The 14,450-nt window shown below is 69.4% G+C and carries 14 protein-coding genes; 8 read left to right on the forward strand and 6 right to left on the reverse strand.

What is annotated here, in order from left to right:
• Nucleotides 1–56 precede the first annotated feature (56 nt).
• The 5 genes from IEW34_RS02760 to IEW34_RS02780 all read left to right on the forward strand — a co-directional run bounded on the left by IEW34_RS02760 (nt 57) and on the right by IEW34_RS02780 (nt 5,546).
• A complete protein-coding gene (locus IEW34_RS02760) occupies nt 57–959 on the forward strand; it encodes an alpha/beta hydrolase (RefSeq protein ID WP_188607575.1) in 903 nt (300 codons plus the stop codon).
• A gap of 104 nt (nt 960–1,063) precedes the next feature.
• Nucleotides 1,064–3,256 (forward strand): amylo-alpha-1,6-glucosidase, encoded by a 2,193-nt coding sequence (locus IEW34_RS02765; protein ID WP_188607576.1) that lies wholly within the window; start codon nt 1,064–1,066, stop codon nt 3,254–3,256.
• 134 nt (nt 3,257–3,390) lie between these two features.
• Nucleotides 3,391–3,759, forward strand: a complete 369-nt coding sequence (locus IEW34_RS02770; protein WP_244641704.1) for an endonuclease domain-containing protein — start codon at nt 3,391–3,393, stop codon at nt 3,757–3,759.
• A gap of 220 nt (nt 3,760–3,979) precedes the next feature.
• Entirely contained in the window at nt 3,980–5,149 is a 1,170-nt protein-coding gene (locus IEW34_RS02775) for a thiolase family protein (protein ID WP_188607578.1), read from the forward strand.
• Nucleotides 5,150–5,153: 4 nt separating this feature from the next.
• Nucleotides 5,154–5,546 carry a Zn-ribbon domain-containing OB-fold protein gene (locus IEW34_RS02780; protein ID WP_188607579.1) on the forward strand — a complete coding sequence of 131 codons (393 nt, stop codon included), beginning with the start codon at nt 5,154–5,156 and terminating at the stop codon, nt 5,544–5,546.
• A gap of 74 nt (nt 5,547–5,620) precedes the next feature.
• Here the strand turns inward: IEW34_RS02780 and IEW34_RS02785 are convergent, their stop codons facing one another.
• The gene (locus tag IEW34_RS02785) at nt 5,621–5,833 is read right to left on the reverse strand and encodes a hypothetical protein (RefSeq protein WP_188607580.1); all 213 of its coding nucleotides are present in this window, start codon (nt 5,831–5,833) and stop codon (nt 5,621–5,623) included.
• Between the two features lie 442 nt (nt 5,834–6,275).
• On the opposite strand from IEW34_RS02785, the gene IEW34_RS02790 reads away from it, so the two are divergent.
• On the forward strand, nt 6,276–7,103 hold the full coding sequence (locus IEW34_RS02790) for a hypothetical protein (RefSeq protein WP_188607581.1): 828 nt from the start codon (nt 6,276–6,278) through the stop codon (nt 7,101–7,103).
• Between the two features lie 366 nt (nt 7,104–7,469).
• Entirely contained in the window at nt 7,470–8,312 is an 843-nt protein-coding gene (locus IEW34_RS02795) for a CmcJ/NvfI family oxidoreductase (protein ID WP_188607582.1), read from the forward strand.
• A gap of 132 nt (nt 8,313–8,444) precedes the next feature.
• On the opposite strand, the gene IEW34_RS02800 is transcribed toward IEW34_RS02795, so the two are convergent.
• Together IEW34_RS02800 and IEW34_RS02805 are read right to left on the reverse strand one after the other, a co-directional pair.
• A complete protein-coding gene (locus tag IEW34_RS02800) occupies nt 8,445–8,846 on the reverse strand; it encodes a RidA family protein (RefSeq protein WP_188607583.1) in 402 nt (133 codons plus the stop codon).
• 124 nt (nt 8,847–8,970) lie between these two features.
• Nucleotides 8,971–10,194 (reverse strand): YbfB/YjiJ family MFS transporter, encoded by a 1,224-nt coding sequence (locus IEW34_RS02805; RefSeq protein WP_188607584.1) that lies wholly within the window; start codon nt 10,192–10,194, stop codon nt 8,971–8,973.
• A 176-nt stretch (nt 10,195–10,370) separates the two neighbouring features.
• Here IEW34_RS02805 and IEW34_RS02810 point away from each other — a divergent pair, with 176 nt between their 5' ends.
• Nucleotides 10,371–11,003, forward strand: coding sequence for a TetR/AcrR family transcriptional regulator (locus IEW34_RS02810; RefSeq protein WP_188607585.1), 633 nt, complete (start codon nt 10,371–10,373; stop codon nt 11,001–11,003).
• Nucleotides 11,004–11,101: 98 nt separating this feature from the next.
• Here IEW34_RS02810 and IEW34_RS02815 read toward each other — a convergent pair whose 3' ends face one another.
• From IEW34_RS02815 to IEW34_RS02825, 3 genes are all read right to left on the reverse strand, one after another.
• Nucleotides 11,102–11,890, reverse strand: a complete 789-nt coding sequence (locus tag IEW34_RS02815) for an ABC transporter ATP-binding protein (RefSeq protein WP_188607586.1) — start codon at nt 11,888–11,890, stop codon at nt 11,102–11,104.
• The gene (locus tag IEW34_RS02820; RefSeq protein ID WP_373288178.1) at nt 11,884–12,891 is read right to left on the reverse strand and encodes an ABC transporter permease; all 1,008 of its coding nucleotides are present in this window, start codon (nt 12,889–12,891) and stop codon (nt 11,884–11,886) included. The genes IEW34_RS02815 and IEW34_RS02820 overlap by 7 nt, the downstream gene beginning before the upstream one ends.
• Before the next feature lie 254 nt (nt 12,892–13,145).
• The gene (locus IEW34_RS02825) at nt 13,146–14,249 is read right to left on the reverse strand and encodes an ABC transporter substrate-binding protein (RefSeq protein ID WP_188607587.1); all 1,104 of its coding nucleotides are present in this window, start codon (nt 14,247–14,249) and stop codon (nt 13,146–13,148) included.
• Between the last annotated feature and the right edge of the window lie 201 nt (nt 14,250–14,450).

Here is a 14,450-nt window from a genome sequence, read left to right on the forward strand (position 1 = left end):
ACCTTACGGCGGGAGCGCGCCGGCGCGAACGACGCCGGCCGCGTGCGGGGGACGCCATGACCGAGACGACGACGCCAGATCGCGAGCTTGCCGACCTGCTTGCCCTCTTTGCCAATCGGCCGCCGGCCCAGGCGACCCCGCTCGCCGAGCTCAGGAGCCGGATGGACCGCTTCCCCGAGCTCTTTCCGAGCGGCTTCGATGCGGCAATCGGCGAGACCACGCTCGGCGGCGTCGCGGCGGAACGCGTGAGCGCCGGAGAGGCAGCCACCGTGCTCTATCTGCACGGCGGCGGCTACGTCATCGGCTCGCCCAAGTCGCACCGCCACCTGGCCGAACGGCTCGCCGTGCTGCTCACCGGCACGGTCTGGAACCTGGGCTACCGGCTGGCGCCCGAGGCGCCCTACCCGGCCGCACTCGACGACGCGCTGGCCGCCTACGAAGCCCTGACGGCGCAGTCTCCCGGCCCGGTCGCGGTCGCCGGCGACTCCGCCGGCGGCGGCCTGGCGCTCGCCCTTGCCATGGCGGCGCGCGACCGCGGGCTGCCGCCGCCGAGCTGTGTCGTCGCCCTCAGCCCCTGGGTCACGCTGCGCTCCGACGGGCGCACCTTCGACACCCTGGCGCATGTCGACCCGCTGCTGTCGAAGGCGACGGCGGACTTCTTCGCAGACCACTACGCGCCGGCCGAGCGCCGCGACGAGCCTTATGTCTCGCCCTTGCGCGGCGAGCTCGCGGGCCTGCCCTCCATGCTGATCCAGGTGGGCGCCGACGAGGTCTTTCGCGGCGACGTCGAGGATTTTGCCGCGCGCCTGCGCGAGGCGGGCGTGAGCACCGAGCTCGAGGTCTGGGACGGCGTGTTCCACGTCTGGCAGCTGTACTGGCCGATCCTGCGCAAGGGCGACGAGGCGCTGGCGGCGGTGGCCGCCTTCGTCGCCCGCCACGGCGGGACAACGCACGGCTGAGGACGGCCCGAGGGGCGATTGCTCCTCGATGCGCCCCCGGGGTTACAGCGAATCACCCTTCGGCGTTAAGTTCGGCGCCTCGCGACAGCCCTGGGGGTCGATCGATGCAGCCATCCGGCACCGATGCCATGTTCGACGCGGCGCCTGCCGCGCCCTTCGTCATCCCGGCTTCCACCTCCCTGCAGGAACGGCGGCCGCTGACGCTGAAGCACGGCGACAGCTTCGCCCTGTTCGACCACAACGGCGACGCCCTGTCGGGGCCGGGCAGCCCCGAAGGCATCTTCCATTTCGATACGCGTCACCTCTCCCACCTGTACCTGACGCTCGACGGCGCGCGGCCGATGCTGCTCAGCTCCACCGTGCGCGACGACAATGCCGCGATCACCTGCGATCTCACCAATCCCGACATCGAGGACGGCGCCGGCACGCTCACGCTCGAGCACGATCTCATTCATCTGCGTCGATCCCGCTTCCTGTGGCGGGCGGCCTGCTTCGAGCGCCTGGTGGTGCGCAACTTCGATACGCAGCCGCGGCAAGCGACGATCACCATCGCCTTCGCGGCCGACTTCGCGGACCTGTTCGAGGTGCGCGGCGCGCGGCGGGAGCGACGCGGCACCCTGCACCGGCCGGAGGTGGAGACCCAGCGGGTGGTGCTCGCCTACACCGGGCTCGACGACAGGCGCCGGGCCACCACGCTCGCGTTCGATCCGGCCCCATCGCGCCTGACCGGGAGCGAGGCGACGTTCGTGCTGGACGTGGCACCGGGCGAGCCGGTGTCGCTGTTCGTCGAGGCCAATTGCGCCGTGGAAGGCGACAACCAGCCGCCGCGGCGCGCCTTCTTCAGCGCGTTGCGCGAGTCCCGCCGCAGCCTGCGCGCCGCGGCCGCGCGCGGCGCCGCCGTCACCAGCTCGAACGACATCTTCAACGAGGCACTCAGGCGCAGCGTCTCCGACCTCACCATGCTGATCACCGACACGCCGGAAGGGCCCTACCCCTACGCCGGCATTCCCTGGTTCAGCACCGTGTTCGGGCGCGACGCACTGCTCACCGCCCTCTCGACGCTCTGGCTCGACCCGGCGATCGCGCTGGGCGTGCTGCGCCACCTCGCCGCCAACCAGGCCACCGCCTTCGACGCCGCGGCCGACGCAGAACCGGGCAAGATCCTGCACGAGGTGCGGCGCGGCGAGATGGCGGAACTCGGCGAAGTGCCGTTCCGACGCTACTACGGCAGCATCGATTCGACGCCGCTGTTCATCCTGCTGGCTGGGGCCTACCTGGATCGCACCGGCGACATCGCGGCGGTGCGCGAGCTGTGGCCGAACATCGAGGCGGCGCTCGGCTGGATCGACACCTCGGGAGACCGCGACGGCGACGGCTTCGTCGAATACGGCCGACAGACGGAGGACGGCCTCATCAACCAGGGATGGAAGGACAGCCACGATTCCGTCTTCCATGCCGACGGCACGCTGGCGCAGGGGCCGATCGCCCTCGCCGAAGTGCAGGCCTACGTCTACGGCGCCTGGCGGGCGGCGGCGTCGATCGCAGCGCAGATCGGCAATGCCGCCTATGCGGCCGTCCTTACCGAGCGGGCGGCCCGGCTGCGCGAGCAGTTCGATGCGCGGTTCTTCGATCCGGCGCTCGGCACCTATGTGCTCGCCCTCGACGGCGCCAAGCGGCCGTGCCGCGTGCGCGCCTCCAACGCGGGGCACGTGCTCGCCACCGGGCTCGCCCTGCCCGAGCGCGCCCAGGCGGTGGTCGAGACGCTGATGGCGCGGTCCTCGTTCTGCGGCTGGGGCGTGCGCACGGTGGCGGCGACCGAGGCCCGCTACAACCCGATGAGCTACCACAACGGCTCTGTCTGGCCGCACGACAACGCCCTCATCGCCGCAGGCTTCGCCCGTTACGGCTTCCGGCGCGAGGCGGCTCGCATTCTCGAAGGGCTGTTCGACGCCTCCACCTACATCGACTTGCGGCGTCTGCCGGAGCTGCTGTGCGGCTTTCCCCGCCAGCGCAACCAGGGCCCGACATTCTATCCGGTCGCCTGCAGCCCGCAGGCCTGGGCGGCGGTGGCGCCACTCTCCGTGCTGCAATCGTGCCTCGGCCTCAGCTTCACGCCGGAGGCAGGGCGGATCGCCTTCGACCAGCCGGTGTTGCCGGCCTTCCTCGACCGCGTCGTGCTGCGCCGGCTATCGATCGGTGAGGGCACCGCCGACGTGGAGCTGCGCCGCTCCGGCGCGCAGGTGATCGTCGACGTCCTCGACCGCAGCGGCCCCGTCCACGTCCTGACGACGAGCTAGGGTCGTTGCGTCGACGTCGCACTCTTCCGGGAGCGTCGCGGAGGGACTGGCGGGGGGCGCTTCAGCTGCTGCGACGCTACGAAATGCGGTATGCCGAAGCCTACGCTCTCCTTGGAAATCCGTAGATGGTGCCCATGCCCGTCACCAGGGCACGCACATTGCGCCGTCAGATGACACCCGCCGAGCGCAAGCTCTGGCACCATCTTAAGCGCATACCCTTGGCGCATTCGCATTTTCGCCGCCAGGCGCCGATCGGGCGCTTCGTCGTCGATTTCGTATGCCACGAAGCGAAACTCGTGGTGGACCTCGACGGAGGCCATCATGAGACCGCTGCCCAAGCGGGGCACGACGTCAGCCGGACCATGGCCCTGAAAGCGGATGGCTATCGCGTGCTGCAATTCTGGAATCGCGAGGTGTTGCAGGGCATCGAGTCGTTCTCCACACGATCGTGGCGGCCCTCGATGACCGAAGCTTCGCGTGCGAAGCGTTGCGGGGGCGAGTGACGCCGCATTCGGTTCGCGGAGCACGGCCGCTATCGCCGAGGCGGCGCCAGCTAACCCCCGAGCGCCGCCGGGAGCGCTTTGCGCTCGCGCGCCGCCGTGCGACTCACTAGAACGCGTTCAGATCCGCCGGCCGGGGCGCTCCTCGCTGACCCGGGGGCTGGCCCGCCAAACAGTGGCCGGGCATCCCGCCCCGGACGGCAGCGCGACAGGGAGAGACAGCTTGAGCATCAACGGAGCGGCCTATATCGCCGGCATCTACGAGCATCCCACACGCTTGGCCCAGGACAAGACCGTGGCCCAGCTGCATGCCGAAGTGGCCAAGGGCGCGCTCGACGACGCCGGCCTGACGCGCGCCGACGTGGACGGTTATTTCTGTGCCGGAGACGCGCCGGGCCTGGGACCGCTGTCCATGGCCGAGTACCTGGGCCTGAAGCTGCGTCATGTCGACTCCACGGAGACCGGCGGCTCGTCCTATGGCGTGCACGTGTCCCATGCGGCGCAGGCCATCGCCGCCGGCAAGTGCAGCGTCGCCCTGATCACGCTTGCCGGACGGCCCAAGGCCGAGGGCATGGCCACCGGCACGCGGCCGTTCGCCTTCCCGCCGGTGGTGCCGGACGCTCAGTTCGAGACGCCCTACGGCCCGGTCATCGCCAACATGTACGCCATGTGCGCCATGCGCCACATGTACCAGTTCGGCACCACGTCCGAGCAGCTCGCCTGGATCAAGGTGGCGGCCTCGCACCATGCCCAGCACAATCCGCACGCGCTGCGACGGGAGGTGGTGACGGTGGAGGACGTGCTGGCCTCGCCCCTGATCGCCGACCCGCTGCACCGGCTCGATTGCTGCGTCATCACCGACGGCGGCGGCGCCATCGTGGTGACGACGCCGGAGATCGCCAAGAGCCTCAAGCGGCCGCTGGTGAAGGTGCGCGGTGCGGGCGAGGCGCCCAAGCACCTGAACGGGGGACGCGTCGACCTGACCTACACCGGCACGGCGGTGAGCGGCCCCATCGCGTTTGCGGAAGCGGGCGTCACCCCGGCCGACATCAAATATGCCTCAATCTACGACAGCTTCACCATATCCGTGCTCTTGCAGATCGAGGACCTCGGCTTCTGCGACAAGGGCGCCGGCGGCCGCTTCGTCGCCGACGGCAACCTGATCTCGGGGGTCGGCATGCTGCCGTTCAACACCGACGGCGGCGGCCTGTGCAGCAACCATCCCGCCAACCGCGGCGGGCTGACCAAGGTGCTGGAGGCGGTGCGCCAGCTGCGCGGCGAGGCCCACCCCGCCGTGCAGGTGCGCAACTGCGACCTGGCGCTCGCCAACGGCACCGGCGGCTCGCTCGGCACCCGCCACGGCGCCGCCACCGTCATCCTCGAGCGGGAGTGAACCGATGTCCGATCAGCAACGCACCATTCCCGCCCCGGTGGCGAACGTCGAGACCAAGCCGTACTGGGACGCGGCGCGCGAAGGCCGGCTGCTGCTCAAGCGCTGCATCGCCTGCCACCAGCTCCACTTCTACCCCCGCGCGCTCTGCCCCTTCTGCTACGGCGAGACCGCCTGGGAGGAGGCGAGCGGCAACGGCCGCATCTACAGCTTCAGCATCACGCGCAAGGCGGCGCCGCCCTACGCCATCGCCTTCGTCACCCTGGAGGAAGGACCGACGATCATGAGCAACATCGTCGACATCCCGCTCGACGAGGTGCGCATCGGCCAGCGCGTGCGCGTCGTCTTCAAGCCGAGCGAGGACGGCCAGCCGGTGCCCATGTTCGCCCCGGCCGGTTGACGGGCGGCGGCGGGCGGAGGCGCGCGCCGCCTCCGCCAGGCCGTCTGATCCGACTGGAACAGACACCCATGCGGTTATTGCGGGGCCGTCTGTTGATAGAGCTTCGCACGCTGGGCATTGGTGAGGGGATAGAGCGACTGGCATTCCATGAAGTAGTCGCTGCCCGGCGCGCGGTTGCTCGGGTCGGCGCAGAGCGCGGCGAGTTGCTGCTGTCGGCTTTGGCCCGACGATTGGCACCCGGCGATGAGGCCGGCCGCGGCGGCGACGAACAGGATACGCTTGATCATGGGACTCCTCCTGGACCTGGAGCGCTTCGTTTCGGCCTGAAGCGCGGTGGAGCGCTGGGGATGCGTAGGCCCGCGTTCGCGTTCCGGCGCACGCCAAGCTGTGGCTGGGCATTATGGCCCGTCCCTCAGGCCACACATGGATGAGCTTGTCGAGCCCTGTTCGGCGTTCGCCGGAGACGCGCGCCAAATGCGATACGGTGCCGGGGGCGGAGCCGACACCCCGCGTGCTCGCCCTCGCGTCGGCACCTGTGTCTTTCGCGCATCGCCTGGCAGATGATGTCGAAAACTTGGCGCATTTGCTCAAATGCCCGATGGGCCAACTGGTACTGTGGGCTGGGGCGGTCTCCTCCCCGGCCGGTGACCAGATCGAAGACGGCGCGCCCGCATTCGAGGTCTGTAACCGGCGATTGGTTGGGGCCTATACGCGAGGGAGGCTGGGCCGATGGACAACCAGAGCATGACTGCGCGCTTCCTACGACGAGCGCTGGCCGCTGCCGGCTGTGCCATGCTGGCCTGGACCGTGCAGCCCGTCGCGGCAACCGCCGCGGACCTGTCATGGGCCGCCGAGCCGGCCCCCGCGCCGCTGATGCCGGAATGGCGCTTTCAGCTCACCGGCTACGGCTGGGCCACGTCGATGACAGGGGACGTCGGCGTGAAGCACCTGCCGCCGGCGCAGGTCGATGTGCCCTTCTCCAAGATCCTGAAGCATCTGGACGGCGGCCTGATGGGGTCGTTCCGGGCGACGAACGGCACCTGGACGGTGATGACCGATACGGTCTGGGCCAAGCTCTCCGACAAGACGGTGATCAACGCCGGCGGGGGCACCGGTGTCGAGCTCGGCATGCGCCAGCTCATCGCCAGCGCGCTCGTCGGCTACCGCCTGCCGATCGGCGCGCCCGACCTCGAGCTCAGCCTCACGGCCGGGGTGCGCTACCAGCGGCTCACCGTGACGACGAAGATCCAGCCGGGCTTTCTGCCCCTGTCGATCGATCGAAGCAGCGTCAAGCAATGGGCGGACCCGGTGTTCGGCCTGCTCGCCCATTACCGCATCAATGATCGCTGGTTCGTCAACGCGCTCGGCGACGTCGGCGGCTTCGGCGCCGGATCGCGGCTCACCGCCCAAGGCTTCGGCTCGGTCGGCTACATGTGGACGGCCAAGCTGTCGACGGCGCTCGGCTACCGCGCCATCTACACCGACTACAAGGACGGTGGCTTCGTTTACAAAGTGACGGAGCACGGCCCGTTCATGAGCGTCGCCTATCACTTCTGAGAACCGGGCGGGCGGCGGATAAGCCCTCCGAAGCCGGCCGCGATACCCGCAGCCGGCGGCGGCTGCCGTCGGCTGGCCACTCGAAAGCAGCGGGTCGGGCAATGCGGGGCCAAGAGCAAGCAGCGCTCAATTGTCACCCAGAGATCAACTTAAAGTAATTCTTTTCTATTTCCGGCGCACGCCGAGATGAATTTTCCAATGTGTACTTCCACGTCGCGTTGAACGTTGAAACCGCGTGGCAGACCACTAACATCACCGCAAACAACAGCCGAGTGGTCGGGACGTGAGCTGAACATCACGAGGCCGAGGCATGGCCGTCCGGATCCCGTTCGGATCGGAGCGTGCTCCGGTGCAGGAGGATCATGCATGTATATCGACGGAGTGGGTTCCGGGCCGGCGCGCTCGGTCACCGCCGAGCTGAACTTCATTCAGCCGACCGGCGAAAAGCCACGCAACTACACCTTCCAGCCGCCCGGCGGCGACCCGGGCCCCAACTATGGGAACGAAGCCCATGCGGTCGAGATCCGCGATCTGCGCGGGCGCGAGACCGACCCGACGCTCGACCGCGAAGGCTTTGCAGTGGTGCGGCACGCCAGCGTGGAGCGCGAGTTCACGGAGGACAGCGTGACCCACGGGCCGTACTACGGTGAGAGCGAGGCGCTGCTGCGGGCGGCCACCGGCGCCGATCGCGTCTTCATCTTCGACCACACCATCCGCCGGCATATCCCCGGCAGCCCGGATCGGCGGGCCGACGGGCCGCGCCAGCCGGTGACGCGCGTGCACGTCGACCAGACGCCCAAGTCGGGCGCGGCGCGGGTTTTCCTGCATCTGGGTGACGAGGCGCAGGCGCTGTCACGCGGCCGCGTCCGCATCGTCAACCTGTGGCGGCCGATCCGCGGCCCGGTGCTCGATCGGCCGCTCGCCGTCGCCGACGCGCGCAGCGTCGCCGCGGACGACCTGGTGCCCACCGATCTGATCTATCCCGACCGCGTCGGCGAGACCTATTCGGTCAAGTTCAATCCGGCTCAGGCCTGGTTCTATGTCTCGGCCATGCAGCCCGACGAGGTGCTGCTGCTGAAGTGCTACGACAGCGCCGTCGACGGACGCGCGCGCTTCGCCCCGCACACGGCGTTCATCGCGCCCGACATCCCGGCCGTCGCCAAGCCGCGCGAGAGCATCGAGATCCGGGCGCTGGTCTTCGGCGGCTGAGCGCCGGCTCCCACGGCATGGCCGGACCGGAGGGTCGGGCCATCGATTGCCGAAGCAAGTCTCTCCGATCGGGCAGAACTCCTCGATCGGGGAGAAGCGCTCGTGGCCGGAGCCGGATGGTGGCGGTGGGCCTCAGTCCACGACGGCGATGGCCTCGATCTCGACGAGCCACTCCGGCAGCGCCAGCGCGCTGACGCCGACCAGGGTGCTCGCCGGTGGCGGCCGGTCGGCGAAGAAGGGCGCGCGCGCCTGCCCCACGATGACCCGGTGCTCGGGTCTGTAGTTCACGACGTAGGTGGTGATCTTGACGACGTCGGCGTAGCCGGCGCCGGCGGCGGCGAGGGCCAGGCCGACGTTGCGCATCACCTGCTTGGTCTGTGCGGCGAGGTCGCCCGCGCCGACGAGCGCGCCGTGCTCGTCGATGGCGACCTGTCCGGCCGTGTAGATCGTGCGCGACCCGGACGCGGCGACGACCTGCGAGAAGGCCGGGTTGGGCAGCAGCCCTTCGGGGCGGGGATGCTCGAGTGTGCTCATGGCGCGGTCTCCTCCCGGCGCTGATTGCGCGCCGAGCGCGGCGTTGCGCGCGTCGGGCCACGGCAGACTATGCGCTCGGCGGCACGCGGCAAGAGGCGGCCATCACCGGGCGCGGGCCTGGACTTCACGTCACGCTTACGTCCGGCTGCGGCGGACGTTGCAGCAGGTTCACGCACGCGGCCATGCCGAGCAGCACCGGCGAGACCCAGAAGCCCGCAGCGATGCTGCCCGTCGCGTCCGAAATCGCGCCCGCCACAATCGGGCTGACGGTCTGACCAAATGCGAACCCCACCGTCAGGAGAGAGATGGCCGCCGTCCACGCCGCGACCGGCAACTGGCGCTGCGCGACGATCGTGATCGATGTCGGGCCGGCGAGGAAGCTGCCCCCGAACAGGATCGCGGACACGAACATCGCCGCCGGGCCCGGGTGGACGAGGACGGGCAGAGCCCCCAGCATGGCCGTCGCGAAGACTACGGCCGGCCCGCGGCCTCCGTGAAACGATCCGAGAACGCGTCCCCATAGCAGCGTCGAGACGGCCGAGACGAGCCCGAGGACGAACCAGAACCAGATCGTCTGTTCACTGCTGCCGCCCTGGTTCTGCAACAGGGCGATAATGAACGTCATATAGCCGACGTAGCCGGCGCCGAAGAGCCCGTAACCGAGGAACGTGGGCGCCAGCTGACGAAGTTCGCGGATTTTCAGCACGGCGGTGCTGCCGCCCACCGGCTCGGGCACGCCGCGCGCGGCCCACCAGGCAACCGGCAGCGCCGCGGCGCCCATGAGACCCAGCACGATCCATCCCGCGGGCCACCGCTGCACCCCGTTCTGCAGAACCATCGGGACGACTGCGCCCGCTAGGAGGAGGCCAATGCTGACGCCGGCAACATAAAGGCCGACCAGCGTGCCGCGCCGGCGCGGATTCTGCGCGGGGCAGATGGCGGCGACCAGCCCGGCGCCCAAGATGAAGGTGACCGCGGTCGAGATCCCACCAACGGTCCGCAGCGCGATGAGAACCGAGAAGCTGGCGGAGGCCGCCGTCAGCAGGAGAACCAGGACGCTGACTGCGAAGCCCGCGAGAAAGGCCCGGGCCGTGCCCCAGCGCTTGGCTGTCCAGGCCGCTGCGAGCGCACCCACGATGTAGCCGGCTCCGTTCGCCGTGTTCAGCGCGCCGGCTTCCACATAGGTCCACCCCAGATCGGCGCGCATCGGGGGCAGCAGCAGGCCATAGGCGAAGCGCGAGAACCCCAGGGCGACCGCCGCACCCGTGGACAGCCCCAGTGCCGTGATCAGCTCTTTACGGACATCGCTTCTGCTGTCGCTCAGCTTCCGGATGGCGTCGATCGTCATGGCTGGTGCCTTCGTGACGCGGCCGCCATGCGGCCATGCTTCACCTCACGGCGGCGATGAACGGGCAACTCCGCCAATTCTTGACATCACGTCTAAAATCATATTAATGACATAGCGTCAAATATTTTTCGCGCCGTATCCGGAGGCGGGTCCGGCCGAGGAGGGAATGGGGGACCGTGCGACCGCGAGAGTTCGACCACGACGACGTCCTGCGCATCGCGTTCGATCACTTTTGGCGCAAGGGGATCCGCGGATCGTCGCTCTCGGACATCGCGCGTGACGCGGGCGTCCAACGCGGCAGCCTCTACAACGCGTTTGGCAGCAAGGAGGCCCTGTTTCTCTGCGCCTATGAGCGCTATTCCGCCGAGTATCTGGGATCTGTCGAAGCGGCGCTCGGCTCCGGGACGCTGCGAGAGCGCCTCACGGCCTTTTTCGAGCTCACCATCAGCAACTTCCGCTCCGGCTCGCCTCCGCGCGGATGCCCCACCACGCGGGGCCTGATGGAGTTGGCGCCGGCCGAAGGTCAAGGCCGCGACGCGGACGCCCGGCAGGCCTTCGCGGCGCTGATGACCCGCATCATCGCGCGGCTCCGGGACGCCCTGTCGCAAGGCACCGCGCGCGGCGAGTTCAAGGGAGCCGCCGAGGTCGCCGCGCTCCACATTGCGACCGTTGCGCGCGGATTGGCCGTGGTCGAACGCGCCTTTGCCGACGAAGCCCAGCTTCGGAGGATCGCCGCGCACACGGTCGACCTCGTGCTCGGCGAACGGAGCCCCTGTCGCGGCCGCCCAAAGGGGCGGCCCACGCCCTAGAGTATTTCCGCGTTTCTTCGAATCGCCGAAATGCTCTATCTGTTTGATATGTCGCGTTTTCGTCACGCGAACCGGCGTCCACTTCGCTCGAAAGCGCTCTAATCCGGCACCCCGAGCAGGGCCAGGATCTCACGCCGGGCCTGGATCAGGGCCGGGTCGTCGCGATGGCGGGGGTAGGGCCGGTCGAAGCGGATATCGGCCTTGATGCGGGCCGGCCGCTCGCTGAAGACGATGACGCGCTCGGCCAGGATGAGGGCCTCCTCCACGTCGTGCGTCACCAGGAGGGCGGTGAAGCGGGCCCTCTGCCAGAGCTGCACCAGCTCCGCCTGCATGGCCAGGCGCGTGAGGGAATCGAGCTTGCCCAGAGGCTCGTCGAGGATCAGCAGGCTCGGCTCGTTGACCAGCGCGCGGGCCAGCGCCACGCGCTGGGCCATGCCGCCGGAGAGCTGGTGCGGATAGGCGTTCTCGAAACCGGAGAGGCCGACGAGATCCAGGGCCTCGCCGATCCGCGACGCCTGGGTCTTGAGCAGGCCTTGCGCCTCCAGGCCGAGCGCCACGTTGGCCCTCACGGTCCGCCAGGGGAACAACGTCGGATCCTGGAACACCACGACGCGCGAGGGATGCGGCCCGGCGATCGGGCGGCCGTCGGTGACAAGGCCACCGGACGAGGGCGGCTCCAGGCCGGCGACCAGGCGCAGCAGGGTGGACTTGCCGCAGCCGCTGGGGCCGAGCAACGCCACGAACTGCCCCGGCTCGACCGTGAAGCTCACATCCTCGAGCACCGGCAGCGGCGCGCCTTCGAGCGCGAAGGCGTGGCTGACGTGACGCACGTCGAGCGTGCTACCGGCGCTTCCACCGGCGTCGCGGACACGGGCGGAGGCTACCATTGCACCAGCCCCCGCTGCCAGGACAGCAACCGGTCGCGCAGCTTGAAGAGCAGCGTGATCAGGCCGGAGCAGGAGAGCGCCATCACCGCCAGCGCCGCATACATGTTGGCGTAGGAGGCCCACCCTTGCGCCCATTGCAGGTACCAGCCCAGCCCGGCCTTGACGCCCAGCATCTCGGCCACGACCAGCACGGCGAACGAGCCGCCGAGCCCCATGAACAGGCCGACGAAGACGTGCGGCATGGCCGCCGGGATCGCCACCTTGAGGATGAGGAAGCGTTCGCTGGCGCCGAGCGTGCGGGCGACGTCATAGTAGGCCTTGCTGACGCCGGCGATGCCCGACCAGGTGAGCACCGTGACGGGAAAGCCGGTGGCCAGCGCGATCAGGAAGGTGCTGGCGCTCCAGCTCGACGGGAACAGGAAGAAGGCCAGCGGCAGCCAGGCGGTCGCCGGGAGCGGCCCGACGAAGCGCAGCAGCGGATGCACCCAATAGCCGACGGCGCGCGACCAGCCGATGGCGACGCCGGTGATGAAGCCCACAGCGGCGCCGACGAGGTAACCGCCGCCGAGCAGCGCGAAGGACCGCCACACGCTCTCGCCGAGCCGACGCCAATCGTCGAGGAACACCTCGAGGATGGCCTGCGGCGGCGGGAAGAACGGCATCGGCAGCAGCGCGTACTTGGCCGTCACCGCCTCCCAGACGCCGAACCAGACGGCGAGCACCACCAGCCAGCGCGAGACGGCCTTGAGCCGGGTCGCGATCACCGGCGACCAGCCGGCGGCCACGCTCAGCAGCGCGAGGAGCGCGCCGAAGCCGATGGCGGCGTTGCCGAACTCCGGCGTGCGGGCGAAGTCGCCCTCCTCCGGCCACTGCAGGGTGAAGACGCCGACGGCGATCCAGCCGAGCCCGGCGATCAGGGCGATGGTGTCGAGGCGCCAAGACGGCCGCCGCGCGGCCGTCATTGTCAGGCTCCCCGTGTGATCGTCTCCGACCGCACTCATCTCGCTTCCTTCCGTGGTGACCGATGGATTGCGGCCCCGCCGTCATGGCCGGGCTCGACCCGGCCATCCATCAACTTGAAGAACGACCCGCTGAGGCGCCTATACACGGCGTTTACTTAGCGGATGGGTGGCCGGGTCGAGCCCGGCCATGACGCGGGAGCGTCGCGCGACGGCCGTGGCTCGTTGCCCGTGGCCGGGCCGCCCGCCGGCGCACGCACAGGGTCATGCCGGTTCTGATGCCGCCGCCAGGGCCCTCAGCTCAGCACGTCCGCGTAGACGCGGTCGGCGAACTTAGCCGTATCCGTGCTCGGCTTGAACACGTTCACGGTCTTGAGCTCCTTGGCGTAGTCGGCGATCTGGCCCTTCAGGTCGGCGCCGAGCGGATGATCGTGGTGCGTGTGGCTCTTCAGCATGGCGGCCAGATCCTCGGGCGAGCCCTTCATGCCGTACTTGGCGTAAATCTTGACCGCCTCGTCGGGCTTCTCGGCGACGAAGTTGCCGGCCTCCAGGAAGGCTCGGGTCAGCGCCGCGGCGGCGGGCTTGTTGCTGCGCAGCAGGCTGCCGCGGATGCCGATGACGCAGCAGGTGCGGTGGGCATATTCGCCGGACAGATTGTTGGCGATCTCGACCAGCCCTGGGTCCCTGCGCCAGAGGAAGGCGAGCGGGTCGCCGGCGGTAAGGGCCTGCGCCTCCCCTTTCTGCACGGCGAGCGCCAGGAGATCGAGGGGATACTGGCGCCACTCCACGTCGTTGATCGGGTCGATGCCATTCTTGGCCAGCACGATGGAGAAGAAGTTCTTGTCGGGGCTGGCCTGGTCGCTGACGGCGATGACCTTGCCCTTGAGCGACTGGAGCGTCGTGGTGCCCGCCTGCTGCGAGCCGATCAGCCGCATGCAGCCGCCATGGATGCCGGCGGTGATCTTGACGTCGAAGCCCTGCTCCAGCGGCTTCAGCCACCGCAGCGCCATGCCGAGACCGGCGTCGGCCTTGCCGGTGGCGATCGATTCCAGGAGCTGCTCGGTGGAGCTGCCGAAGGAGACGAAGCTGACGTCGAGATTGTTCTTCTCGAAGAAGCCGGCCTCCTTGGCGACCGGCGCCGCCGCCGTGCAGATCGCCGTCGGGTTCCACGCCACCGTCAACGCCGTGCGCTGCGCCGGCCCTTCCACCGCCGCGAGCTTGAGCGAGCTGTCGCAGATGGGGAAATCGAGCGGCGGCCGACCGCCGGGGACGGCCAGCGCGGCGATCGCGCCGAGGGGTAGTGCCGCGCCCGCGCCGACCCCGAGGGCCAGGAGGTGGCGGCGGCTGATCGCGGGAGCGGAGGAGGGGCGAACGGGCTGGTGTGGGTCGGCGCTGGACATGACATAGACTCCTGCGGACAAGACGGGGCGCTCGCGGAAGCGATGATCCGCGGTTTCGAACTCAACAGTGCTGATCGAGGCACAGGGAAGCCGGCCGATCAGATGAATTTCACCCGATCGGAGCGAGACGCCCCGGCGTCAACGTATTCGTCAGCTTCCTGCCGATCAGACCATTGCGGCTGGCCGGCGGGTAGTGGGGAG

It is taken from the genome of Chelatococcus reniformis, assembly GCF_014640075.1.
GTDB lineage: Bacteria > Pseudomonadota > Alphaproteobacteria > Rhizobiales > Beijerinckiaceae > Camelimonas > Camelimonas reniformis.

What these genes read in the sequence shown, in the direction of transcription:
- IEW34_RS02770 (WP_244641704.1), top strand. Translation starts at nt 3,391, where the DNA reads ATGCCCGTCACCAGGGCACGCACATTGCGCCGTCAGATGACACCCGCC.
- IEW34_RS02765 (WP_188607576.1), top strand. Translation starts at nt 1,064, where the DNA reads ATGCAGCCATCCGGCACCGATGCCATGTTCGACGCGGCGCCTGCCGCG.
- IEW34_RS02795 (WP_188607582.1), top strand. Translation starts at nt 7,470, where the DNA reads ATGTATATCGACGGAGTGGGTTCCGGGCCGGCGCGCTCGGTCACCGCC.
- IEW34_RS02800 (WP_188607583.1), bottom strand. Translation starts at nt 8,846, where the DNA reads ATGAGCACACTCGAGCATCCCCGCCCCGAAGGGCTGCTGCCCAACCCG.
- IEW34_RS02760 (WP_188607575.1), top strand. Translation starts at nt 57, where the DNA reads ATGACCGAGACGACGACGCCAGATCGCGAGCTTGCCGACCTGCTTGCC.
- IEW34_RS02790 (WP_188607581.1), top strand. Translation starts at nt 6,276, where the DNA reads ATGGACAACCAGAGCATGACTGCGCGCTTCCTACGACGAGCGCTGGCC.
- IEW34_RS02825 (WP_188607587.1), bottom strand. Translation starts at nt 14,249, where the DNA reads ATGTCCAGCGCCGACCCACACCAGCCCGTTCGCCCCTCCTCCGCTCCC.
- IEW34_RS02785 (WP_188607580.1), bottom strand. Translation starts at nt 5,833, where the DNA reads ATGATCAAGCGTATCCTGTTCGTCGCCGCCGCGGCCGGCCTCATCGCC.
- IEW34_RS02805 (WP_188607584.1), bottom strand. Translation starts at nt 10,194, where the DNA reads ATGACGATCGACGCCATCCGGAAGCTGAGCGACAGCAGAAGCGATGTC.
- IEW34_RS02820 (WP_373288178.1), bottom strand. Translation starts at nt 12,891, where the DNA reads ATGAGTGCGGTCGGAGACGATCACACGGGGAGCCTGACAATGACGGCC.
- IEW34_RS02780 (WP_188607579.1), top strand. Translation starts at nt 5,154, where the DNA reads ATGTCCGATCAGCAACGCACCATTCCCGCCCCGGTGGCGAACGTCGAG.
- IEW34_RS02815 (WP_188607586.1), bottom strand. Translation starts at nt 11,890, where the DNA reads ATGGTAGCCTCCGCCCGTGTCCGCGACGCCGGTGGAAGCGCCGGTAGC.